The organism is Aeromonas sp. QDB17, from assembly GCF_027705305.1.
GTDB lineage: Bacteria > Pseudomonadota > Gammaproteobacteria > Enterobacterales > Aeromonadaceae > Aeromonas > Aeromonas caviae.
Map to the genome: position 1 here is coordinate 64,368 of NZ_JAPDBP010000015.1, position 21,516 is coordinate 85,883.

General features: G+C 61.4%; 21 protein-coding genes. 13 read left to right on the forward strand and 8 right to left on the reverse strand.

Going from position 1 to position 21,516, the window contains the following annotated elements; all coding sequences use genetic code 11:
- The first annotated feature begins 43 nt into the window (after positions 1-43).
- Positions 44-2,632: a sensor histidine kinase KdpD gene (locus OKC41_RS13655; protein ID WP_266136976.1), complete on the forward strand. Its 2,589-nt coding sequence runs from the start codon at positions 44-46 to the stop codon at positions 2,630-2,632.
- 38 nt (positions 2,633-2,670) lie between these two features.
- The gene (locus OKC41_RS13660) at positions 2,671-3,354 is read left to right on the forward strand and encodes a response regulator (protein WP_270672090.1); all 684 of its coding nucleotides are present in this window, start codon (positions 2,671-2,673) and stop codon (positions 3,352-3,354) included.
- Positions 3,355-3,358: 4 nt separating this feature from the next.
- On the opposite strand, the gene OKC41_RS13665 is transcribed toward OKC41_RS13660, so the two are convergent.
- Positions 3,359-4,486, reverse strand: a complete 1,128-nt coding sequence (locus OKC41_RS13665; RefSeq protein WP_270672091.1) for a multidrug effflux MFS transporter — start codon at positions 4,484-4,486, stop codon at positions 3,359-3,361.
- A gap of 92 nt (positions 4,487-4,578) precedes the next feature.
- Here OKC41_RS13665 and OKC41_RS13670 point away from each other — a divergent pair, with 92 nt between their 5' ends.
- A complete protein-coding gene (locus OKC41_RS13670; RefSeq protein WP_103261040.1) occupies positions 4,579-5,403 on the forward strand; it encodes a helix-turn-helix transcriptional regulator in 825 nt (274 codons plus the stop codon).
- Here the strand turns inward: OKC41_RS13670 and OKC41_RS13675 are convergent.
- Positions 5,333-5,566, reverse strand: coding sequence for a hypothetical protein (locus OKC41_RS13675; RefSeq protein ID WP_041214189.1), 234 nt, complete (start codon positions 5,564-5,566; stop codon positions 5,333-5,335). The two genes, OKC41_RS13670 and OKC41_RS13675, sit on opposite strands and share 71 nt — an antisense overlap.
- 283 nt (positions 5,567-5,849) lie before the next feature.
- Between OKC41_RS13675 and OKC41_RS13680 the strand changes: the two genes are divergently transcribed.
- Positions 5,850-7,100, forward strand: coding sequence for a valine--pyruvate transaminase (locus OKC41_RS13680; RefSeq protein WP_182935619.1), 1,251 nt, complete (start codon positions 5,850-5,852; stop codon positions 7,098-7,100).
- A 73-nt stretch (positions 7,101-7,173) separates the two neighbouring features.
- Here OKC41_RS13680 and OKC41_RS13685 read toward each other — a convergent pair whose 3' ends face one another.
- Positions 7,174-7,614, reverse strand: a complete 441-nt coding sequence (locus OKC41_RS13685; RefSeq protein WP_010672292.1) for an Hsp20 family protein — start codon at positions 7,612-7,614, stop codon at positions 7,174-7,176.
- A gap of 92 nt (positions 7,615-7,706) precedes the next feature.
- Positions 7,707-8,120, reverse strand: coding sequence for an Hsp20 family protein (locus OKC41_RS13690; RefSeq protein WP_010672291.1), 414 nt, complete (start codon positions 8,118-8,120; stop codon positions 7,707-7,709).
- 256 nt (positions 8,121-8,376) lie between these two features.
- Between OKC41_RS13690 and OKC41_RS13695 the strand changes: the two genes are divergently transcribed.
- The gene (locus OKC41_RS13695; RefSeq protein ID WP_270672092.1) at positions 8,377-9,147 is read left to right on the forward strand and encodes an MBL fold metallo-hydrolase; all 771 of its coding nucleotides are present in this window, start codon (positions 8,377-8,379) and stop codon (positions 9,145-9,147) included.
- A gap of 85 nt (positions 9,148-9,232) precedes the next feature.
- On the forward strand, positions 9,233-10,198 hold the full coding sequence (locus tag OKC41_RS13700) for a GlxA family transcriptional regulator (protein WP_201895155.1): 966 nt from the start codon (positions 9,233-9,235) through the stop codon (positions 10,196-10,198).
- A 99-nt stretch (positions 10,199-10,297) separates the two neighbouring features.
- Here the strand turns inward: OKC41_RS13700 and gyrB are convergent, their stop codons facing one another.
- From gyrB to dnaA, 4 genes are all read right to left on the reverse strand, one after another.
- Positions 10,298-12,709 carry a DNA topoisomerase (ATP-hydrolyzing) subunit B gene (gyrB, locus tag OKC41_RS13705; RefSeq protein WP_042879717.1) on the reverse strand — a complete coding sequence of 804 codons (2,412 nt, stop codon included), beginning with the start codon at positions 12,707-12,709 and terminating at the stop codon, positions 10,298-10,300.
- Entirely contained in the window at positions 12,706-13,809 is a 1,104-nt protein-coding gene (gene recF, locus OKC41_RS13710) for a DNA replication/repair protein RecF (RefSeq protein ID WP_010672287.1), read from the reverse strand. Before recF ends, gyrB begins: the two co-directional genes overlap by 4 nt.
- A gap of 2 nt (positions 13,810-13,811) precedes the next feature.
- Entirely contained in the window at positions 13,812-14,915 is a 1,104-nt protein-coding gene (gene dnaN, locus OKC41_RS13715; protein WP_039040646.1) for a DNA polymerase III subunit beta, read from the reverse strand.
- 83 nt (positions 14,916-14,998) lie between these two features.
- Complete coding sequence (gene dnaA, locus OKC41_RS13720) at positions 14,999-16,369, reverse strand: chromosomal replication initiator protein DnaA (protein WP_039040645.1); 1,371 nt, start codon at positions 16,367-16,369, stop codon at positions 14,999-15,001.
- Positions 16,370-16,679: 310 nt separating this feature from the next.
- Here dnaA and OKC41_RS13725 point away from each other — a divergent pair, with 310 nt between their 5' ends.
- From OKC41_RS13725 to yidC, 7 genes are all read left to right on the forward strand, one after another.
- The gene (locus tag OKC41_RS13725) at positions 16,680-17,438 is read left to right on the forward strand and encodes an amino acid ABC transporter substrate-binding protein (RefSeq protein ID WP_010672284.1); all 759 of its coding nucleotides are present in this window, start codon (positions 16,680-16,682) and stop codon (positions 17,436-17,438) included.
- A complete protein-coding gene (locus tag OKC41_RS13730) occupies positions 17,439-18,107 on the forward strand; it encodes an amino acid ABC transporter permease (RefSeq protein ID WP_010672283.1) in 669 nt (222 codons plus the stop codon).
- A gap of 12 nt (positions 18,108-18,119) precedes the next feature.
- Complete coding sequence (locus OKC41_RS13735; protein WP_010672282.1) at positions 18,120-18,854, forward strand: amino acid ABC transporter ATP-binding protein; 735 nt, start codon at positions 18,120-18,122, stop codon at positions 18,852-18,854.
- A gap of 269 nt (positions 18,855-19,123) precedes the next feature.
- Positions 19,124-19,258 (forward strand): 50S ribosomal protein L34, encoded by a 135-nt coding sequence (gene rpmH / locus OKC41_RS13740; protein WP_005307156.1) that lies wholly within the window; start codon positions 19,124-19,126, stop codon positions 19,256-19,258.
- Positions 19,258-19,617, forward strand: a complete 360-nt coding sequence (gene rnpA / locus OKC41_RS13745; protein WP_010672281.1) for a ribonuclease P protein component — start codon at positions 19,258-19,260, stop codon at positions 19,615-19,617. Before rpmH ends, rnpA begins: the two co-directional genes overlap by 1 nt.
- A complete protein-coding gene (gene yidD / locus OKC41_RS13750; protein WP_010672280.1) occupies positions 19,584-19,832 on the forward strand; it encodes a membrane protein insertion efficiency factor YidD in 249 nt (82 codons plus the stop codon). Before rnpA ends, yidD begins: the two co-directional genes overlap by 34 nt.
- A gap of 5 nt (positions 19,833-19,837) precedes the next feature.
- Positions 19,838-21,484, forward strand: a complete 1,647-nt coding sequence (yidC, locus tag OKC41_RS13755) for a membrane protein insertase YidC (protein ID WP_010672279.1) — start codon at positions 19,838-19,840, stop codon at positions 21,482-21,484.
- The last annotated feature ends 32 nt before the right edge of the window (positions 21,485-21,516 follow it).

The following is a 21,516-nucleotide window of genomic DNA, read 5'->3' on the forward strand; positions in this document are numbered from 1 at the left end:
GAGGTCACGGCCGCAGTTCGGCCGATGCAACGGGAGCACGGGGATGCGTGATGAAGTGAGGGCAGACGCCCTGCTGGCGAGCCTGGAGCAGGAGCACAGGGGCAAGCTGAAGGTGTTTCTCGGCGCGGCCCCCGGCGTCGGCAAGACCTACGCCATGCTGCAGGCGGTGCGGGAGCAGGCCAGGGAGGGAGTCGACATCCTGATCGGGGTGGTGGAGACCCACGGCCGCCAGGAGACCCTGGCCCTGCTCGACAAGCTCGCCATCCTGCCGCGCACACTGCACCTGCATCGCCAGCAGCGGCTGGAGGAGATGGACTTGGACGGCCTGCTGGCCCGCAGGCCCGCCATTGCCGTGGTGGACGAGCTGGCCCACAGCAACGCCCCCGGCAGTCGCCACGAGAAGCGCTGGCAGGATGTGGAGGAGCTGCTCGGTGCCGGCATCGACGTCTACACCACCCTCAACGTGCAGCACCTGGAGAGCCTCAACGATCTGGTGTGGCAGCTGACCGGGGTCAGGGTCAAGGAGACCCTGCCGGACCAGGTGCTGCTGGAGGCCGACAGCCTGGTGCTGATCGACCTGCCCCCCAAGGAGCTGCTCGGCCGCCTCAAGGAGGGCAAGGTCTATGTGCCCCACCAGGCCAAGGCCGCCCTGCAATCCTTCTTCTCCCTCAACAACCTGACCGCCCTGCGGGAGCTGGCGATGCAGACCGCCGCCAGCCACGTGGAGGGGGATCTGCAGTTGCAGTGGCAGGCCGCCGGCAAGACCACACTGCCGCTGCGGGGCAAGCTGATGGTCTGCATCGGGGATGAGCACGGCGCCGCCCTGGTGCGTTACGGCCACCGCTTCGCCCAGCGCAGGCAACTGCCCTGGCTGGTGGTGCACATCGACAGCAAGGGGCAGCGCTCCCCCGAGCTGGAGCAGGCGCTGGCCCTCGCCTCCCAGCTGGGGGCCAGGGTGCTGACCCTCTCCAGCCCGGCCGTGGCCGATGCCCTGCTGGAGACCGCCGAACAGCAGCAGGTTTCCCAATTGCTGCTCGGCAAATCCCGCAACCCGCCCTGGCGCCGATCCCTGGTACAGCACCTGCTCAAACAGGCGCAGGGATTCGAGATCACGCTGGTGGATACCGAGAAGCGCAAGCCCGGCCTGACCCTGCCAACGGCAGGCCCGGGTGAGCTTCGCCAGAGCCTGCTCGCGGTGGCCATCATGGGGGGGACCTCGGCCGCGGTCTGGGCCCTCTCCCACTGGCTGCCCCCCGCCTCCCTGCCCATGCTGTTCGTGCTGGGGGTGCTGGCCACCGCGCTCACCACCAGCCTGGTCCCCGCCATCCTGGCCGCCGTGCTGGGATTCGTCGGCCACAATCTGCTGTTCACCTTCCCCTACTTCTCCCTGAGCGTGGCCAGCCACAGCGACCTGCTCACCCTGTTCGTGCTGCTCATCGTCGGCATCGCGGCCGGGCGCCTCGCCTCCCGCCAGCGTCAGCAACTGGTCAGTCTGCGCGAGACCCAGCAACTGGGCAACGCCCTGCTCTCCCTGAGCCAGGGACTGGCCACCGCCAGCAGCCCGGTGGACGTGCTGAGACAGGGAACCCAGGCCATCGCCCTCGCCCTTGGGCAGCCCGTGTTCGCGCTCGATGGGGATTACCAGTACCGGGCCGGTGACACCCAGACCGGGCCGGGCCAGACCGACAAGGCCGCCATTGACTGGTGCCTGGCCCAGAAGCAGAGCGCCGGTGCCCATACCGCCACCCTCAACGCCGCCGAGGCCCAGTACCATCACCTCGGCGATGACCTGGTGCTGGGCATCCGGCTGGCCAGCCCGCTCACCTCCGCCGCCGAGCACCAGCTGCAGGCCCTGCTCACCGATATCCGCGCCGCCCTGGCGCGGATCGATCTCAACGAGCGGCTGGCGGACAGCCAGTTGCAGGCGGAGACCGACCGGATGCGCGCCGCCCTGCTCTCCTCGGTCTCCCACGACCTGAAGACGCCGCTGGCCACCATCATGGGGGCCGGCAGCACCCTGCTGGAATACGGGGACCGGATAAGTGCGGAGGACCGCATCGAACTGCTGCACTCGGTGCAGGACGAGGCGCGCCGCCTGCACGGCTATGTGCAAAACCTGCTGGACATGACCCGCATCGGTTCACCGGATTTCCAGCTGAAACGGGACTGGGTCGACCTGGCGGACCTGGTGGAGAGCGCCCGCCGCCGGCTCGACTCCTCCTGGCGCCAGCACAAGCTGCTGGTGCACTTCGATCAGCAGATCCCCCGGCTCTATGTGCACGGCGCCCTGATCGAGCAGGTGCTGGTCAACATCCTCGACAACGCCTCCCGCTACTCGCCGGCCGGCACCCCCATCGAGTTCAAGGTGATGCTGGCGGACCCCGACCTCATCATCGACATCATCGATATCGGGGTCGGCATCGCCGAGTCGGATCGGGACAAGATCTTCAATCTGTTCTACACCCAGCCGGTCGGCGACTGCGGCAGCCGCGGCACCGGGCTTGGCCTCGCCATTTCCCGCGCTATGATAGAGGTCCACGGCGGCCGCATCTGGGCATTCGCAGGCCCCAACGGCAACGGCACCTGCATGCGCATCTCCCTGCCGCTGGCCCTCAACGCACCGGCGGCCTGATGGTCGCCGCCCTTTTCAATCAGCAAACGGGAGGCTGAATGGCTCACATACTGGTCATCGACGACGAGGCGGCCATCCGCCGTTTTTTGCGGATCAGCCTGATCGCCGAAGGACATCAGGTGAGTGAGGCGGTCGGCGTCACCGAGGGGATGGCGCAGTATCGCCACCTCAACCCCGACCTGGTGATCCTGGATCTGGGCCTGCCGGACGGTGATGGCATCCAAATCCTGCACGCCATCCGCGAACACCACGCCAATCCCGTGCTGGTGCTCTCGGCGCGGGACTCCGAGCAGGAGAAGGTGCGGCTGCTGGATGCGGGGGCCAACGACTACATGAGCAAGCCGTTCGGCGTCGGGGAGATGATGGCCCGTATCCGGGTGCTGCTGCGCCAGCGAGTCGGTGCCACCAGCGGCGAGTGTCGACACTTCCCCCACTGTGGCCTGACCCTGGACAGCAGCAGCCACAAGGTGACCCTGCAGGGCGAGGAGATCCCCCTCTCCCGCAAGGAGTACGCCCTGTTGCAGGCCCTGGTGTGCCACCCCGGCAAGCTGGTGCAACAGACCCAGCTGCTCATCGACATCTGGGGACCGAGCCACAAGGAAGATACCCACTACCTGCGCATCGTCATCGCCAGTCTGCGCAAGAAGCTGGGAGATAACCCCCAGCAACCCACGCTGATCGAGACCGAAGCCGGCATCGGCTACCGTTTTATCGGCAGCTGATGTTTCACGTGGAACGACGCCAACCGCAGCACAGGGCCAGCAGACCGCATCCCCCGAGCAGCAGCCCGAGATCCTGCAAGCTGGCTGCAACCGCCAACCCCAGGCTGAGCAGCAGGTAGTAACCGAGCCCGAACAGGGCCCCGGCACTGCCCGCCACCTCCCGATAGGCCAGCAGCGCCTGGCTCAGCACATTGGGGATAGCCAGCCCGAACGCCACCACCACTCCCGTCATGGGCAGCAGAAACCAGAGCGATGCCTGACTTGCCCACACCAGCCAACTCGAACCCGACGCCAGCACGGCGGCGAGCCGTATTAACGAGGCAGGCGTCCAGCCACGGCCCAGCAGACGCTTGTTGAGCAGGCTGCCCACCAGGGTTGCCAGCGCCAGCACGATGCCGGAGTAACCAAATTCCCCCGCGCTCAGCCCCAGACTGGCAAACAGAAACGGCGCCAGGCTGTAGTAGCCGAACAGCATGGTGTTGAACAGCGCCACCAGGGCGGCGCTGCGCCACAGGCCGGTATCACGCACCATCCGGCAGGCCAGCGGCCAGAGTGCGACCCTCTGGGTGATGGCCGGGCGGGTTTCCGGCAGTTGCCAGCAAGTGACCAGCAGCAATCCAACTGCCAATACCAGCAGGGCGCCGAATACCCCGAGATAACCCAAGCCATCAGCCAGCAGGCCACCGCTCACCAGCCCCAGCACCGGGCTCAGGGAGAGCGCGATGCCCATCACCGAAAAGACCCGCGCCAGATCGCTGCCCTGATAGCTGTCGCGCAGCATGGTCTGGGTCACCACGGAACCCACGGCGGCGCCGAAGGCCGCGATGACCCGGGCCAGCAGCAGGGTTTCAAATTGAGTGGCCAGCAACGCCAGCAGGGTGCCGGCGCCATAGGTCAGCAGCCCCGCCAGCATGGCGGGACGCCGCCCGATGAGATCGCACAACCTGCCCCAGCAGACCACGCCCGCCGCAAACGCCAGAAAATAGACCGACAGGGTCTGGGACGCCTGCCCCTCGCTCACCCGAAACTCCGTGGCGATATGGGTCAGCACCGGGCTGTAGATGGTCTCCACTATCTGGGGAAACATCATCAATCCGACCACCAGCCAGCGCGGTGGCAACCTGTTGTTCATGACACACCTCCTTCACAAGAGGTCGCCATTCTAGAGAGGGATAACTTGTCCGATTACAATAAGGCGGACTATAAACAGCAAGAATCGGACACATGGCCTTTATTCTTCCCGATCACCCCTTTGATCCGGACCAGCACGACGGCAGCGCCATCGGTATTGCCGCCGCCCTCGGCTGGCACGACTCCGGCCGCCATCAGCACCAGCGCCACCAGCTGCTGTTCGCCCAGGCAGGCTGCATGACCATAGAGCTGGACGATCAGGTCTGCCTGCTGCCGCCGACGCGAGCGGCCTGGTTGCCAGCGGGTCTGCCCCACCGGGTGTTGATGCGCGGAGTTGTGGCCTATCGCTCCCTCTACTTCCAGCCGGAGCCCGCGTTGCCAAACGAGATGGCGGTGCTGGCGGTCAACCCGCTGCTGCGGGAGATCATCGAGCGGATGGCGCTCTGGCCCTGGGACAAGCCGGAAGCAGAGCAAACCTGCACACTGGCATTATTGAAAGAAGAGCTGGCGCAAGCGCCGCGGGAATCCTGGCAGTTGCCGCTGCCGTCAGACGGACGTCTGACCGGCTGGCTGCAGGAGATAAAGCGGGGTGACACCCTGCCCGATCGGCTCAACCGGCTGGCCGAACGGGTGGGTGCCAGTGACAAGACCATAGGCCGCATCTTCATGCGGGAGACCGGCATGAGCTACCAGGCCTGGCGCCAGCAGTGGCGACTGCTGCGGGCCATGGAACTGCTGGCCGAAGCCGAGCCCATCAGCCGGGTAGCCGCAGCCCTGGAGTTCGCCAGCGACAGCGCCTTCATCGCCTTCTTCAGGCAGCACACGGGGCAGACCCCCTTGCGCTACCTCAGCTCTCGGGATGAGTCGCATCGGCCGAGCTCGCCTCCACCACCAGGGTCTCCAGGGCCAGCGGCTTGAGGTTGTGGATGGCCTCTGCCACCACGTCATGGGAGGCCTGCTGCTGCAAGGCCAGCATCTCCTGCTGCAGGGCGGCGCTGTCCAGCTCGGGTCTGGGGTTCTCGGCGGCCATGGCATTCAGGCTCAGGCTGCTGGCAATCAGGGTAGCGATCAGGATCTTCATCTGGCGTGCTCCGGTGTGGTTGAGATGACCAGATAGCTATTCCAATAGTTGTGCCAGATTTATAACAGCATGATTTTATTGATATAAATAATTTTTTGATGCTGTCATTCCCCTTCCTGAATCGAATGTTGGTTATTTTAAAACCTATAAATGGTTTTTTTTACCACCTCCATCATGGCAACCCTGTTCCACGTGAAACGCCCCGTTTTTTTGATCGACACCCGCTTTTGAAGTGAGCTATGGTGCTAGCTCCCCCCTTAACTGACTCTGGATTTGCCACCGAATGGAATTCTCCTTGTTCGGCGAGAAGTTCACTCGCCACGCCGGTATTACCCAACTCATGGACGACCTCAATCAAGGGCTGCTGAATCCCGACGCCATCATGCTGGGAGGCGGCAATCCGGCCCCCATCCCCGCCATGCTGGAACGCTTTCAGGCCGAGGCCAACACCCTGCTCGACAACGGCGAACTGATCAAGGCCATGGCCAACTACGATGGCCCCCAGGGCAAAGACAGGTTCACCAAGGCGCTGGCCGCCCTGCTCAGCAAGGAGCTGGGCTGGGAAATCTCCGCCCGCAACATCGCCCTGACCAATGGCAGCCAGAACGCCTTCTTCTATCTGTTCAACCTGCTGGCCGGCGAGTTCGCCGACGGTCGCAAGAAGAAGGTGCTGTTCCCCCTGGCCCCCGAATACATCGGCTATGCCGACTCGGCCCTCTCGGACGATCATTTCGTCGCCTACAAGCCCACCATCGAGAAGCTGCCCGACGGCCAGTTCAAATACCACGTGGATTTCGAGAGCCTGCAGGTGGGCGACGACATCGGGGTGATCTGTGTCTCCCGGCCGACCAACCCCACCGGCAACGTGCTCACCGACGAGGAGATCGAGCACCTCGATCAGATCGCCCGTGACAAGGGGATCCCGCTGCTCATCGACAATGCCTACGGCGTGCCCTTCCCCGGCATCATCTTCAGCGACGCCAAGCCGTTCTGGAACGCCAACACCATCCTCTGCATGAGCCTCTCCAAGCTCGGCCTGCCGGGCACCCGTTGCGGCATCGTCATCGCCGACGAGAAGATCATCCGGGCCATCACCAACCTGAGCGGCATCATCAATCTGGCGCCGGGCAGCCTGGGTCCGGCCATCACCATTCCGATGATCGAGAGCGGTGACATCATCACCCTGAGCGAACAGGTGGTGAAACCCTTCTACCAGCAGAAAGCCACCTTCGCGGTCCAGCTGCTGCGCGAGGCCATTCCGGATCCGCGCTTCCACATCCACAAGCCGGAGGGAGCCCTCTTCCTCTGGCTCTGGTTCGAAAACCTGCCGATCCACTGCCAGGAGCTGTATGAGCGACTGAAGGCGAAGAACCTGCTGATCGTGCCCGGCCACTACTTCTTCCCCGGCATCGACGACCCCGAGTGGCGCCACAGCCAGGAGTGCATCCGTCTCAACTATGCCCAGAGCGAAGATCTGGTGCGTCGCGGCATCGCCATCCTGGCCGACGAGATCAACGCCCTCTACGCCGGTTGATTCCCCCTTCGGCATGAAAAAAAGAGGCCTGCAGATGCAGGCCTCTTTTCTATCAGGTGGTCAGCGATGTTGTTTAACCGGGCAGTGCCAGCTGATCGGGTTTGCCGATGGGGATGGCACGGGGCTTGAGCGCTTCCGGCAGCTCCCGGGCCAGCTCTATGGTCAGCAGACCGTGCTCCAGCCTGGCCCCCTGCACTTCCACGTGCTGGCTCAGCTTGAAGGCGAGCTCGAAGTCCCGCTCGGCGATCCCCTGATGGAGGAACTGGCGCTCGCCCATGGTGGCGACCTTGCGCCCCTTCACCTTGAGGGTACCGTTTTCGGTCTCCAGCTCCAGCTCATTGCGATCGAAACCGGCCACGGCAACCGTGATGAGGTAGCTGTCGTGATCCCGCTTTTCGATGTTGTACGGGGGGTAGGCCGAGGTCTTCTGATCGAACAGGCCTTCCAGCTCGCGGGCCATCCGCTCGAAGCCGACGGCATTGGAATAGAGATGAGAAAAGTCGAGGTTACGCATGATCCTATCCTTCTATAAAGCAACAGGGTTTACTCTCCACGGGCCCGCCATCGGCACCCGGGAAACATCAGCAATGCAACGAGGTCAGGCTGTCAGCCGTTGATCTCGATCTTGCGGGGCTTCATCGCCTCGGGCACTTCGCGCACCAGGTCGATGTGCAGCAGACCGTTCTTCAGGTCGGCCCCCTTCACCCGCACATAGTCGGCCAGCTGGAAGCGACGCTCGAAGCCGCGTTCGGCAATGCCTTGGTAGAGGTAGTTGCGCTCGGTGTCGGCCTGCTTGCTGCCCTTCACCGTCAGCAGATTTTCCTGGAAGCTCAGCTCCAGCTCTTCCTGGGTAAAGCCCGCCACCGCCATGCTGATGCGGTAGTCGCTGTCACCCAGCTGCTCGATGTTGTAGGGGGGATAGCCGGCATTGCCATTGCTGGCGGCAGATTCGATGAGAGTGGCCAGACGATCGAAACCGATGGCAGAACGATAGAGCGGAGAAAAGTCGATAGAACGCATAGTATTACCCTCTTGTGAGCGATAACGGATTGTTTGCCCTCCTGATGGACGGGCGCCTGGTCGAAACCTCTGTCGAGCGTTCCGGCCTTGTTATCTATATAGGGGCCAGCATTTGGCTTTCAAGGGGTAAAAACAAAAGAAATGCAGGCCATCAAGAATGGCCCGATTAGATCGATAATAGGCCTGCGGGCCACTCATGATCCGTCCCTCATCCCTCCATACTGGCCGTGTCCCCAACGAGAAACCGGAGCACGCCATGAAGATTACCCAGGTTCGCAACGCCACCCTGCTCATCCACTACGCAGGAACCCGCTTCCTCATCGACCCCATGCTGGCCCCCAAGGGGAGCTACCCCGGCTTCGAAGGCATGGCCAACAGCCATCTTCGCAACCCCCTGGTCGAGCTGCCGCTGCCCATGGCGACCCTGCTGGAGGTGGATGCGGTGATTGTCACCCATGACCATCTGGATCACTGGGACGATGTCGCGAAAGCGAAGATCCCCAAGCACCTTCCCCTGTTCGTGCAGCATCAAAAAGATGCCGACACCATGAGGGGATGCGGCTTCGAGGATGTGCGCCTGCTGGGCGAGGTCGGCGAGTTCGCCGGCATCCGCCTGCAACAGACGGAAGGCCGACACGGCAGCGATACCATCATGGCCCTGCTGGGGGATCGCCTTGGCGAGGTCAGCGGAGTGGTCTTCTCCCATCCCGCCGAAAAGACCCTCTATCTGGCCGGCGACACCGTCTGGAATGCCCAGGTTGAACAAGCGCTGCACCGGCACCAACCCGAGGTCGTCGTCCTCAACTGCGGTGATGCCCAGGTGACGGGTCTGGGCGCCATCATCATGGGCAAGGAGGATGTGGCCGCCGTCTATCAGGCCGCCCCGCAGGCCACCCTGATCGCCAGCCACATGGAGGCGGTCAATCATGCCCTGCTGTCCCGGCGGGAGCTGCGCGACTACCTGGACAGCCAGGGGATGGCCGCCCGGGTACGGGTGCCCGAGGATGGCGACATCATGGTGCTCTGAGCGAGGGGCCGGGCACCACATGGCTCTTCGGCTTTCTGTTGCTGCCCCGTATGATGGGGATCCGAGTGCAAAGGAGTTTGCCACCATGCCCCGTCCCCTCATCGTCGCCGTCATCACCTTCGATCGCTTCAGCCCCTTTCACTGCTCGGTGCCCTGCCTCATCTTTGGCGACAAGATGATGCCGGGCCAGTCGTTGTTCGAGCTGAGACTCTGCGCCGGGGATGACACGCGGCAACCCGCCTCCTCCCAGGGCTTTCGCATGGAGGCCGACTATGGCCTGGAGGGCCTGCTGGAGGCGGATATCATCATCATCCCCTTCTGGCGCGATCCGGCCGAGCGCCCCGCCCAACCCTTGCTCGATGCCCTGGTTGCCGCCCGGATCAGGGGAGCCCAGATCGTGGGGCTCTGTCTCGGCACCTATGTGCTGGCCTATGCCGGCCTGCTGGACGGGCGCGGTGCCGCCACCCATTGGGAATTTGAACAGGAGTTCGTCCAGCGCTTCCCCCGGGTGCGGCTCGATACCAATGCCCTCTACGTCGACGACGACGGACTCATCACCTCGGCTGGCACCGCCGCCAGCCTGGACTGCTGCCTCTATCTGGTTCGCCAGCATCACGGCAGCCAGATTGCCAACAAGCTGGCCAGGCGGCTGGTGGTGCCTCCCCACCGGGAGGGTGGCCAGGCCCAGTTCATCGAGCAGCCGGTACCCGCCACCACCCGGGATGCCAGGATCAACCAGCTGTTCGATCACCTGCGCCTGCACCTGGCCGCGCCCCACACCCTGGACAGCCTGGCGGAACATTGCATGATGAGCCGACGCACCTTTAGCCGCCGCTTCCAGCTCGCCACCGGTCTCTCCCTCGGGGAGTGGCTGATGGCGGAGCGTCTGCGCCGCAGCCAGACGCTGCTGGAGTCCAGCTCCCACACCGTGGAACGCATCGCCGAACTAGTGGGGATCGGGTCTGCCACCATCTTGCGCAAGCACTTTCGCACCCGCTTCGGGGTGTCGCCGCGGGAGTGGCGCCGCACCTTTCGTGGTGACAGAGTCTAGGTCCCTCATGTTTCACGTGGAACGCGCCCTCTCCCTTCCGCCCAATAAACAAAAAGCCGCTCACGAGGAGCGGCTTTTGATGGTTGTCGGACCGTCTGATTAGACGTCGAGGTTGGCAACCCGCAGGGCGTTGGTCTCGATGAAGTCGCGACGGGGCTCTACGGCGTCACCCATCAGGGTGGAGAAGAGCTGGTCGGCGCCGACTGCGTCGTCGATGGTGACGCGCAGCATGCGACGGGCTTCCGGATCCATGGTGGTTTCCCACAGCTGCTCCGGGTTCATCTCCCCCAACCCTTTATAGCGCTGGATGTAGATGCCACGCTTGCCTTCGCCCATCAGCCACTCGACCGCTTCCACGAAGCTGGCGACCGGCTTCACCTTCTCGCCACGCTTGATGTAACCGCCTTCCTCGATCAGGTTGGCGATCTCCTTGCCCAGGGAGACCAGCTGACGGTACTCGGAGGATTGCAGGAAGTCATAGCTCAGCGGATATTCACGGTCGACCCCGTGCTGGCGTACCACGGCGTGGGGCACGAACAGGCTGCGCTCCTCGTCGCGGCGTACCTGCATCTGGTACTGGATACCGTGGTTGCTCTCGTTGAGCACGGCTTCCATGCTCTGGCACCAGGTCTGCAGATCGCTCTCGCTGGCCAGCAAGGTTTCGTTCAACTCAGGCTGATAGATCAGCTGGGTCAGCACGGCTTCCGGGGCGCGACGGGACATGCGGGTGATGAGGTGAGTCACGGCGCGATGCTGGTTGACCAGACGCTCCAGCGCCTCGCCACCGATGGCCGGGGCAGACTCGTTGACGTGCAGGGTCGCACCGTCCAGCGCCATGGCGGTCTGGTACTGCAACAATGCGTCTTCGTCTTTCAGGTACTGCTCCTGCTTGCCCTTCTTCACCTTGTAGAGCGGCGGCTGGGCGATGAAGACATAGCCACGCTCGATGATTTCCGGCATCTGACGATAGAAGAAGGTCAGCAGCAGGGTACGGATGTGCGCACCATCGACGTCCGCATCCGTCATGATGATGATGTTGTGATAGCGCAGCTTGTCCGGGTTGTACTCGTCGCGACCGATGCCACAGCCCAAAGCTGTGATCAGGGTACCCACCTCCTGGGAGGAGATCATCTTGTCGAAACGGGCCTTCTCCACGTTCAGGATCTTGCCCTTGAGGGGCAGGATGGCCTGGTTCTTCCGGTTGCGACCCTGCTTGGCGGAGCCGCCAGCAGAGTCCCCTTCCACGATGTAGAGTTCGGAGAGCGCCGGGTCTTTCTCCTGACAGTCCGCCAGCTTGCCGGGCAGACCGGCGATATCCAGCGCGCCCTTGCGGCGGGTCAGTTCGCGGGCCTTGCGGGCCGCTTCACGGGCACGGGCCGCATCGATGATCTTGTTGACCACGATTTTGGCGTCGCCCGGGTTTTCCAGCAGGAAGTCGGCCAGCTTCTCACCCATGGCCTGTTCCACGGCGGTCTTCACTTCGGAAGAGACCAGCTTGTCCTTGGTCTGGGAGGAGAACTTGGGATCAGGCACCTTGACGGAGATAACGGCAATCAGACCTTCACGGACGTCGTCACCACTGGCGGCGGACTTGGCCTTCTTGCTGTAGTCCTCCTTGTCCATGTAGTTGTTCAGCGTCCGGGTCAGCGCGGTACGGAAGCCCACCAGGTGGGTACCGCCATCCCGCTGCGGAATGTTGTTGGTGAAGCAGTAGACCCCTTCCTGATAGGCGTCGTTCCACTGCATGGCGACTTCGACACCGATGCCGTCCTGCTCTGTGGTGAAGTGGAACACCTTGGGATGGATCGGGGTCTTGTTCTGGTTCAGGTACTCGACGAAGGCCTTGATGCCCCCCTCGTAGCAGAAGTGCGCCTCGCGGCCATCACGCTCGTCCATCAGACGGATGGAGACGCCGGAGTTGAGGAAGGAGAGCTCGCGCAGACGCTTGGCCAGGATCTCGTAGTGGAACAGGGTGTCGCTGAAGATGGTCGGGCTCGGCCAGAAGCGAACTTCGGTCCCGGTGCCGGTGCTGTCACCAATCTGCTTGAGGGGTGCCTGCGGCTCGCCCAGGTGATAGGTCTGCTCGTAGACATGACCGTTGCGGCGGATGGTCAGCAGCAGCTTGTCGGAAAGCGCGTTCACCACGGAAACGCCCACACCGTGCAGACCGCCGGACACCTTGTAGGAGTTGTCATCGAATTTGCCGCCGGCGTGCAGCACGGTCATGATGACTTCGGCGGCGGAGCGGCCCTCTTCCGGGTGGATGTCCACCGGAATGCCGCGACCGTTGTCGCGCACGGAGACGGAGCCGTCGGAATGGATCTTGACCTGGATATCGGAGCAGTAGCCAGCCAGAGCCTCGTCGATGGAGTTGTCGACGACCTCGAACACCATGTGGTGCAGGCCCGATCCATCGTCCGTATCGCCGATATACATCCCCGGGCGCTTGCGGACCGCATCCAGACCCTTGAGCACCTTGATATTCGAGGAGTCGTAAGTATTTTCACTCATAGCTTACTCTCTGCCTTCTCTAACGTTTCGGAGATCTTGCCTTGTTCCACGTGGAACAGCTTGCAGTCACTCGCATCCATCATGTCTGCGAGCTGACCGGTATCGATGGCGGTGATGAACACCTGGGACGCGCACTGCTTCAGCCTTGCGGCCAGCAGACGACGTTTGTCGACATCCAGTTCAGAGGCAAAATCATCAATTAAAAAAATACAGCCGCGGCTGCTATGTTGATTCAAATAGAGCCCTTGGGCCAGCCGCATGGCACAGACCAGCAACTTCAGCTGACCCCTGGACAAAATATCCTGCGCGGGCACGCCGTTCGCCTTGAGCCGCACGTCCGCCTTCTGCGGACCGACCCCAGTGTACCCCAGCGAACGATCCCGTTCGAACCCCGCCTCCAGCAATGCATCGAGGGGAGTGTCTTTTTCCCAGCCTCGATAGAATCCAAGACTGATATCGAACTCCGGCAGAAAATCTGCCGTCATCTCCTTGATCAGGGGCGTAATGGCCTGACAATAACTGGCGCGAAACCCCGCCAGCTCGCCACCCAGTCGCACCAGCTCCTGATCCCAGAATGCCAGTTGACGATACTGGGTGCTCTGACGCAGCAAGGCATTGCGCTGCTTCAACAGCCGACGCACCCGCCCCCAGAGGGAGAAGAAGGTCGGCTCCTGATGGAAAACACCCCAGTCGAGCCAGGCCCGGCGAGCCTGGGGCCCACCGGTCAGCAGGCTGAAACCATCGGGGTGGATCAACTGTACCGGCAACAGCTCCGCCAGATCGGCCAGGCGCTGGGCCTGGGCACCGGCGATCTTGAGCTGGGTTTCGCCCCCCTTGTCCTTGGCAAGCCCGATGGGCACCTGACGCCCCTCCAGCTCGCACTGGGCAAACAGGGTAAAGGCCCGCTCGCCCTGGCGGATGACCCGCCCGGTCAAATGGGTACGAAACGAGCGGCCGAGACCAAGGTAATGAATGGCTTCCAGCACGCTGGTCTTGCCGCTGCCGTTGCTCCCGACCAGGATATTGAGGCCGGGAGACAGCGCGAGACTGGCGTGCTGAATGTTGCGAAAGTCGCTGAGCTGGAGTTTGACCAGGGACACGACTAGATCCGCATCGGCATCACCACGTACTGGGCATCTTGGTTCTCAAAATCCTCAATAATGGCGCTGCTGATGGAATCGCTCAGGCTGATCCGGATTTGGTCACATTTTAACGTATTCAACACGTCCAGCACATAGGAGACGTTGAAGCCGATCTCCATCTCGCCAGCGGCGTATTGTACGTCAAGCAGCTCTTCGGCTTCTTCCTGTTCCGGGTTGTTGGCGGTGATGCGCAGCAGGTTTTCCTGCAGATTGAGACGCACCCCACGGAATTTCTCGTTGGAGAGGATGGCGGCACGGGCAAAGGCCTGGCGCAGATCCTCGCGACCGGCGATCAGGGCCTTGTCGCTCCCTCTCGGGATGACGCGGCGCCAGTCCGGGAAACGGCCATCCACCAGCTTGGAGGTGAAGATGAAGCCATCCAGAGCGGCGCGCAGGTTGCTGCGACCCACTTGCAGCCGTACCGGCTTGTCTTCCGCTTCCAGCAGGCGCACAAGCTCCAGCACCCCTTTGCGCGGCAGGATGACCTGATGATCGGGCAACGATTCCCCCACCACCTCGCGGCGGCAGGTGGCCAGCCGGTGACCGTCCGTCGCCACGGTACGCAGGCCGTGTCCTTCGCTCTCGAACAGCATGCCGTTCAGGTAGTAGCGCACGTCCTGGCTCGCCATGGAGAACTGGGTCGCGTCGATGAGTTTTTTCAGCTCCAGCTGGCTGATGTCGAACTCGAGTACAGATTCCCAATCCTCGATGTTCGGGTATTCGGTGGCCGGCAGGGTCGACAGGTTGAAGCGGGAGCGGCCGGACCGGATGATAAGGCGCTCTCCCTCGGTGCTGAGACGGATCTCCGCCCCCTCCGGCAGACCGCGACAGATGTCCAGCAGCTTGCGCGCCGGCACTGTGGTGCGGCCATCCTGGCTGTCGCTGTTGAGATAGACCTGTCCGATCATCTCCACCTCGAGATCGGTCCCGGTCAGCGACAGCAGGCCATTGCTGACATCGAGCAGGACGTTGCCGAGGATGGGCAGGGTCGGCCGGCCACCCAGGGCACCGGACACCAGTTGCAGGGGACGTAACAGGGCCTCACGGCTAATTTCGAGCTGCATCTGTGCTCTCCGTTGTTATTGGGAGGAAAGGATTCGGATCAGGCTGGAACATGCAATCTGCATCTGTGCACTCCGTTCCGTTATCAGGAAGAAAGGGTACGGATCAGGTTGGAATAATCTTCCTTGATGTCGTGACTCTCTTCCTTCAGCTGCTCGATCTTGCGGCAGGCATGAAGAACCGTGGTGTGGTCACGGCCACCAAAGGCATCCCCTATCTCAGGCAAGCTGTGGTTGGTCAGCTCCTTGGCCAGCGCCATCGCCAGCTGGCGCGGGCGGGCAACGGAGCGGGAGCGACGCTTGGAGAGCAGATCCGCCAGCTTGATCTTGTAGTACTCCGCCACCGTCTTCTGGATGTTGTCGATGGTGACCAGCTTCTCCTGCAGGGCCAGGAGATCGCGCAGCGCCTCGCGCACGAAGTCGATGTTGATGGCGCGGCCGGTGAAGTTGGCATTGGCGATCACCCGGTTGAGGGCACCTTCCAGTTCACGGACGTTGGAGCGCAGCCGTTTGGCGATGAAGAAGGCCACTTCGTCCGGCAGGTGGATCTGGTTCTCGTCCGCCTTGCGCATCAGGATGGCAACCCGGGTCTCCAGCTCCGGCGGCTCGATCGCCACCGTGAGTCCCCAGCCGAAGCGGGACTTGAGACGATCTTCCACCCCGTTGATCTCTTTCGGATAACGGTCCGAGGTCAGGATGATCTGCTGGTTGCCTTCAAGCAGGGCATTGAAGGTGTGGAAGAACTCCTCCTGGGAGCGCTCCTTGTTGGCGAAGAACTGGATGTCATCGATGAGCAGGGCATCGACGCTACGGTAATAACGCTTGAACTCTTCAATGGCGTTATTCTGCAGCGCCTTCACCATGTCCTGCACGAACCGTTCGGAGTGCATGTAGATGACTTTGGCGTCTTTCTTGCGATCCTTGATGGCATTGCCAACGGCGTGCAGCAGGTGGGTCTTGCCAAGGCCGGTGCCGCCATAGAGGAACAGCGGGTTGTAGGCACCACCCGGATTGTCGGCCACCTGACGGGCGGCCGCACGGGCCAGCTGGTTGGACTTACCCTCGACGAAATTCTCGAAGGTATAGTTCACGTTGGTGTTGCTCTTGTGGTTTGGCTCGGGCTTGTTTTCGGCCTTGTTTTCCCAGCTCTTGGGAGAGTTATTCACAGGATCGACACCACGGGCCGGCGCCCTGGCGACCGCGACGGGATGAGGGCGATTGCCGATATCAAAACGCAGGGTGGGAGCGTCGGCTCCGCACAGCTCGTTGATGATGCCGTTGACCCGGAGCAGGTACTTGTCGCGTACCCAGTCCAGAACGAAGCGGTTCGGTGCATACAGGGTCAGAGTATTGTCACTCAACTCCGCTTGAAGCGGCCGGATCCACATGCTGAATTCTGCCGAGGGCAACTCATCTTGCAGCCGGTTAAGGCACTGCTGCCATAGCGAAGCAGTCACTCTAGACTCCCGTCAATTGATTAAGTAAAGACCGGCTATTCTACGTTTTTAGTGGCCGGATCTCCAGTTGCTGCCGCACGGATCCAGCAAATAAGATCCTTGACTTTCAAGGATCCAACGCCCCAGGATCCCATTTCATCCCCAAAGTTACCCACAGCCGGATATCGTCAATGTGGACAGAATGGCGCGCTGCGACCATAGTTATTTTATATAACCAAATATCATTTATTTTTTATATTTTATTCCAATAACATCAGCGCCAACCCGTGATTACAACTAAAAATACAGCACTACAGAGAGAGGAATCCCCATGAAAACCACCATCAAACTGATTTCCGGCGCCGCCATTCTGCTGGCCAGCCTGTCCGGCCAGGCCATCGCCCAGGAAACCATCAAGGTCGGCATGTCCGGCAAATATTTCCCGTTCACCTTCGTCAAGCAGGACAAGCTGCAGGGCTTCGAGGTGGACATGTGGAACCAGATCGGTGAGCGCACCGGCTACAAGGTCGAGTTCGTGACCGCCAGCTTCTCCGGCCTGTTCGGCATGCTGGAAACCGGCCGCGTTGACACCATCTCCAACCAGATCACCATCACCGACGAGCGCAAGGCCAAGTACGCCTTCTCCCAGCCCTATGTCTATGACGGTGCCCAGATCGTGGTCCGCAAGGGCAACAACACCATCCACGGCATCAAGGACCTGGAAGGCAAGAAGGTCGCCGTCAACCTGGGCTCCAACTTCGAAGAGCTGCTGCGCAAGAACGACCCCAACAAGAAGATCGACATCCGCACCTATGACTCCGCCTTCGAGCAGGATGTCGCCCTGGGCCGCATCGACGCCTTCGTGATGGACCGCGTCTCCACCGCCCAGCTGATCAAGGAATCCAAGCTGCCGCTGCAACAGGCCGGTGCACCGTTCGAAACCATCGAGAACGCCCTGCCCTTCCTGAAGACCCCGGAAAAGCAGGCCGTGCTGAAGAAGGTTGACGATGCCCTCACCGCCATGCGCAAAGACGGCACCCTGACCAAAATCTCCGAAAAATGGTTCGCAGCGGACATCACCAGCAAATAAATGATGGAATTTGACCTCGAGTACACGCTAGGGCTGTTTCCCATCCTGCTCAAATACCTGGGCACCACGATGGAAATGGCCCTGTGGGGATTCGTATTGGCACTCGTACTGTCGCTGATCCTGGCGATAGTACGGGTGTTTCGCGTTCCCGCACTTCACTGGCTGGCGATGCTGTATATCTCGTTCTTCCGGGGTACACCGCTGCTCGTCCAGCTGTTCCTGCTCTATTACGGGCTGCCGCAGCTCTTCCCCATCTTCGTGGGGATGGATGCCTTTACCGCCGCCATCATCGGCCTGACCCTGCACTTTGCCGCCTACATGGCCGAGTCGATCCGGGCAGCCATTCTCGGCATCCACAAGAGCCAGATGGAAGCCGCCCTCAGCATCGGCATGAGCCGGCTGCAGGCGATGCAGCGGATCATCCTGCCCCAGGCGGCCCGCATCGCGACACCATCGCTGATGAACTACTTCATCGACATGATCAAGAGCACCTCTCTGGCGTTTACCCTGGGAGTGGCGGAGATCATGGGCAAGGCCCAGATGGAAGCGGCCTCCTCCTTCAAGTTCTTCGAGAGCTTCATGGCGGTGGCGCTGATCTACTGGGTAGTGGTCATCTTCTTCACCCGCTTGCAGCATCTGCTGGAAGTGCGGCTGAACCGTGCTTATTAAAGGAGGCCTGTCATGATCAACCTAACGGGTCTCTCCAAGGCCTATGACGGAAATCAGGTGCTCAACGGCATCGATCTTGAGGTAAAGAAGGGGGAGATTGTCGTCATCATCGGCCCCTCCGGTACCGGCAAGTCGACTCTGCTGCGCTGCCTCAACCTGCTGGAAACCCCGGATGCAGGGCGGCTCGTCATCGATGACCTCGCCGTGGATCTGGCCAAGGCCAGCGACCAGCAGGCCATCGAACTGCGCAAACGCGCCTCTTTCGTGTTCCAGAACTACGCCCTGTTCGCCAACAAGACGGCGCTGGACAACATCGCCGAGGGGCTGATCACCGTCTGGAAACAGCCGAAAGCGGAGGCTCGTGCCACTGCCCTGGGCATCCTCAAGGACATCGGCCTCGCCGAGAAACAGGATGCCTACCCGGCCTCCCTCTCCGGCGGCCAGCAACAGCGCGTCGGCATCGGCCGGGCCATGGCGGCCCACTCCAAGGTGATCCTGTTTGACGAGCCCACCTCCGCCCTCGATCCCGAGTGGGTCGACGAGGTACTGGGCCTGATGAAGCAGCTCGCCCGCCAGCACCAGACCATGGTCGTGGTGACCCACGAGATCGAGTTTGCCCGTGATGTCGCCGATCGGGTGATCTTCATGGAAGGAGGGCGGATCGTGGAGCAGGGCCCGCCGGATCAGATATTGGTCGATCCGCAGGATCCCCGTACCCGGGAGTTCCTGCGCAAAGTACTTAAATAGCTCTCTCTTTGGCGGCCTGGCCGCCTTTTTTCTTGAGGGATCCTTGTTTAACCCCGGGTTGCCAGTATAATTCGGGGCCCTTGATCCTCCGGATCCTGCCAGATTATCCCACTCGGTCGACGAACGGGGCGAGATGGAAAGGAACGGCGGATTGACGAGAAGCTGAACTCTGTTTAGAATTCGGCCTCTTTTGCTAGTCGTCACACGCTATAGCTGGCGCGTCGGCTAAGTGTGACAATCAAAACTGTACAGAAATACGGAATCGAATCATGAAACGTACTTTTCAACCGTCCAACCTGAAGCGCAAGCGCTCTCACGGTTTCCGCGCTCGCATGGCTACTGCCAACGGCCGCAAAGTTCTGGCCGCTCGTCGTGCCAAGGGTCGTGCCCGCCTGGTAGTCTAATGCCTACCCAGCACACCTTCTCTCGGGAGTTACGTCTGTTAACTCCCGAACACTTCAAACGCGTTTTCGCCGAGCCTGTCCGGGCCGCTTCTCCGCAAATTACGCTTCTTGCTTGCCCCAACTCCCTCGAACACCCCCGTCTTGGCCTCGCCGTGCCCAAAAAGGCGCTCAAGCGTGCCGTCTGGCGCAACCGTGTAAAACGAGTGGTTCGGGAAAGTTTTCGCCTCAATCAAGCCAATCTGCCCGCTATCGACATCGTCGTGATCGCCAAGGGTGGCGTGAAGGAGATGGACAACGAAGCGCTGTTCAAGTTACTGGAAAAGCTATGGCGCACTCTGTCACGCCGTTGCAATGGGTAGCAATCAAACTGATACGCCTGTATCAGCTAATCATTAGTCCCCTGCTCGGGCCGCGCTGCCGTTTCACCCCGACTTGTTCCCAATTTGCGATAGAAGCAATCCGACTTCACGGTTTCATAAAAGGCGTTTGGTTAGCCAGCAAACGTCTATTAAAATGCCATCCCTTATCCGAGGGTGGTTATGACCCGGTTCCGCAACCAAAGCGAAGAAACTGAAGACTATGGAATCACAACGCAATTTACTCCTGATCGGTTTGCTGTTCGTGAGCTTCTTGCTCTGGCAACAGTGGGAGTCCGACAAGGCTCCGAAGCCGGCCCCGACTACCGTGGCCCAAACCGAACATTTCGTACCTGAAGCCGGTCAGACCGGTGATATTCCTCAGGTTTCCGAGCAAGCAAATGGTAACGCCGCGCGCAAGCTGATCACCGTCTCCTCCGACGTGCTCAAATTGACCCTGGACACCCAGGGCGGTGACATCGTCTCTGCCGAACTGCTGGCCCACAAGCTGGAAGAAGGCAAGGAACAGCCGTTCACCCTGCTGACCAGCCAGCCTGCCCACCTCTATGTGGCCCAGAGCGGTCTGGTCGGTCGCAATGGTCCGGACAGCCAGGCCCAGGGTCGTCCCACCTATGAAGCCGCCCAGACCAGCTATCAGCTGGCCGATGGTCAGGATCAAGTCGTCGTTCCGATGACCTGGACCGACAGCAAGGGTGTGGTCTTCACCAAGGAGTTCGTGCTCAAGCGCGGTGATTACGCCGTGGGCGTCGACTACAAGATCGACAACAAGTCTGCCGAGCCGGTCCAGGTACAGTTCTACGGTCAGCTGAAGCAGACCATGACCACGCCGAAGGATCAGGAAGGTCATGCCATGGTGGCCAGTGCCTACCGTGGTGGTGCCTTCTCCAGCGAAGACTCCCGCTACAAGAAGTACACCTTCGACGAGATGAAGGATGCCGACCTGAACAAGACCACCCAGGGTGGTTGGGTCGCCATGCTGCAGCACTACTTCGTCTCTGCCTGGGCCCCGAATGCCAACGACACCAACAGCTTCTACAGCCGCGTGATCCCGGGCAAGGACCAGGCCATCATCGGCTACAAGGCGCCGCTGGTTGACGTCGCTGCCGGCCAGCAGGCCGAAGTGAGCGGCAAGCTGTGGATCGGTCCCAAGCTGCAGGATCAGATGGCCAAGGTGGCAAACCACCTGGATCTGACCGTCGACTACGGCTGGCTCTGGTTCATCGCCCAACCGCTGCACTGGCTGCTGACCGTGTTCCACGGTTTCGTCCAGAACTGGGGTCTGGCCATCATCATGCTGACCCTGCTGGTGCGCGGCATCATGTTCCCGCTGACCAAGGCACAGTACACCTCCATGGCCAAGATGCGCATGCTCCAGCCCAAGCTGGCTGCGCTCAAGGAACGCTTCGGTGACGATCGCCAGAAGATGTCCCAGGGCATGATGGAGCTGTACAAGAAGGAGAAGGTCAACCCGCTGGGCGGCTGCCTGCCCATCTTGGTACAGATGCCCATCTTCATCGCCCTCTACTGGGCACTGATGGAGTCTGTCGAGCTGCGCCACGCGCCGTTCGCCCTGTGGATCACCGACCTGTCGGTGAAGGACCCCTTCTTCGTGCTGCCAATCCTCATGGGTGCCTCCATGTGGTATCTGCAGAAGATGAGCCCGACCACCATCACGGACCCGATGCAGCAGAAGGTGATGCAGTTCATGCCGATCATCTTCACCTTCATGTTCCTCTGGTTCCCGGCAGGTCTGACTCTGTACTGGCTGGTGAGCAACGTCATCTCCATCATCCAGCAGACCATCATCTATCGTCAGCTGGAGAAGAAAGGCCTGCACTCACGCAACTGATGCGCAGCCCATCTTTCCTGATGACAAAAGAG

Coding starts and splice junctions, on each gene's coding strand:
- OKC41_RS13655 (WP_266136976.1), top strand. CDS start 44: ATGCGTGATGAAGTGAGGGCAGACGCCCTGCTGGCGAGCCTGGAGCAG.
- OKC41_RS13660 (WP_270672090.1), top strand. CDS start 2,671: ATGGCTCACATACTGGTCATCGACGACGAGGCGGCCATCCGCCGTTTT.
- OKC41_RS13665 (WP_270672091.1), bottom strand. CDS start 4,486: ATGAACAACAGGTTGCCACCGCGCTGGCTGGTGGTCGGATTGATGATG.
- OKC41_RS13670 (WP_103261040.1), top strand. CDS start 4,579: ATGGCCTTTATTCTTCCCGATCACCCCTTTGATCCGGACCAGCACGAC.
- OKC41_RS13675 (WP_041214189.1), bottom strand. CDS start 5,566: ATGAAGATCCTGATCGCTACCCTGATTGCCAGCAGCCTGAGCCTGAAT.
- OKC41_RS13680 (WP_182935619.1), top strand. CDS start 5,850: ATGGAATTCTCCTTGTTCGGCGAGAAGTTCACTCGCCACGCCGGTATT.
- OKC41_RS13685 (WP_010672292.1), bottom strand. CDS start 7,614: ATGCGTAACCTCGACTTTTCTCATCTCTATTCCAATGCCGTCGGCTTC.
- OKC41_RS13690 (WP_010672291.1), bottom strand. CDS start 8,120: ATGCGTTCTATCGACTTTTCTCCGCTCTATCGTTCTGCCATCGGTTTC.
- OKC41_RS13695 (WP_270672092.1), top strand. CDS start 8,377: ATGAAGATTACCCAGGTTCGCAACGCCACCCTGCTCATCCACTACGCA.
- OKC41_RS13700 (WP_201895155.1), top strand. CDS start 9,233: ATGCCCCGTCCCCTCATCGTCGCCGTCATCACCTTCGATCGCTTCAGC.
- gyrB (WP_042879717.1), bottom strand. CDS start 12,709: ATGAGTGAAAATACTTACGACTCCTCGAATATCAAGGTGCTCAAGGGT.
- dnaN (WP_039040646.1), bottom strand. CDS start 14,915: ATGCAGCTCGAAATTAGCCGTGAGGCCCTGTTACGTCCCCTGCAACTG.
- OKC41_RS13725 (WP_010672284.1), top strand. CDS start 16,680: ATGAAAACCACCATCAAACTGATTTCCGGCGCCGCCATTCTGCTGGCC.
- OKC41_RS13730 (WP_010672283.1), top strand. CDS start 17,439: ATGATGGAATTTGACCTCGAGTACACGCTAGGGCTGTTTCCCATCCTG.
- OKC41_RS13735 (WP_010672282.1), top strand. CDS start 18,120: ATGATCAACCTAACGGGTCTCTCCAAGGCCTATGACGGAAATCAGGTG.
- rpmH (WP_005307156.1), top strand. CDS start 19,124: ATGAAACGTACTTTTCAACCGTCCAACCTGAAGCGCAAGCGCTCTCAC.
- rnpA (WP_010672281.1), top strand. CDS start 19,258: ATGCCTACCCAGCACACCTTCTCTCGGGAGTTACGTCTGTTAACTCCC.
- yidD (WP_010672280.1), top strand. CDS start 19,584: ATGGCGCACTCTGTCACGCCGTTGCAATGGGTAGCAATCAAACTGATA.
- yidC (WP_010672279.1), top strand. CDS start 19,838: ATGGAATCACAACGCAATTTACTCCTGATCGGTTTGCTGTTCGTGAGC.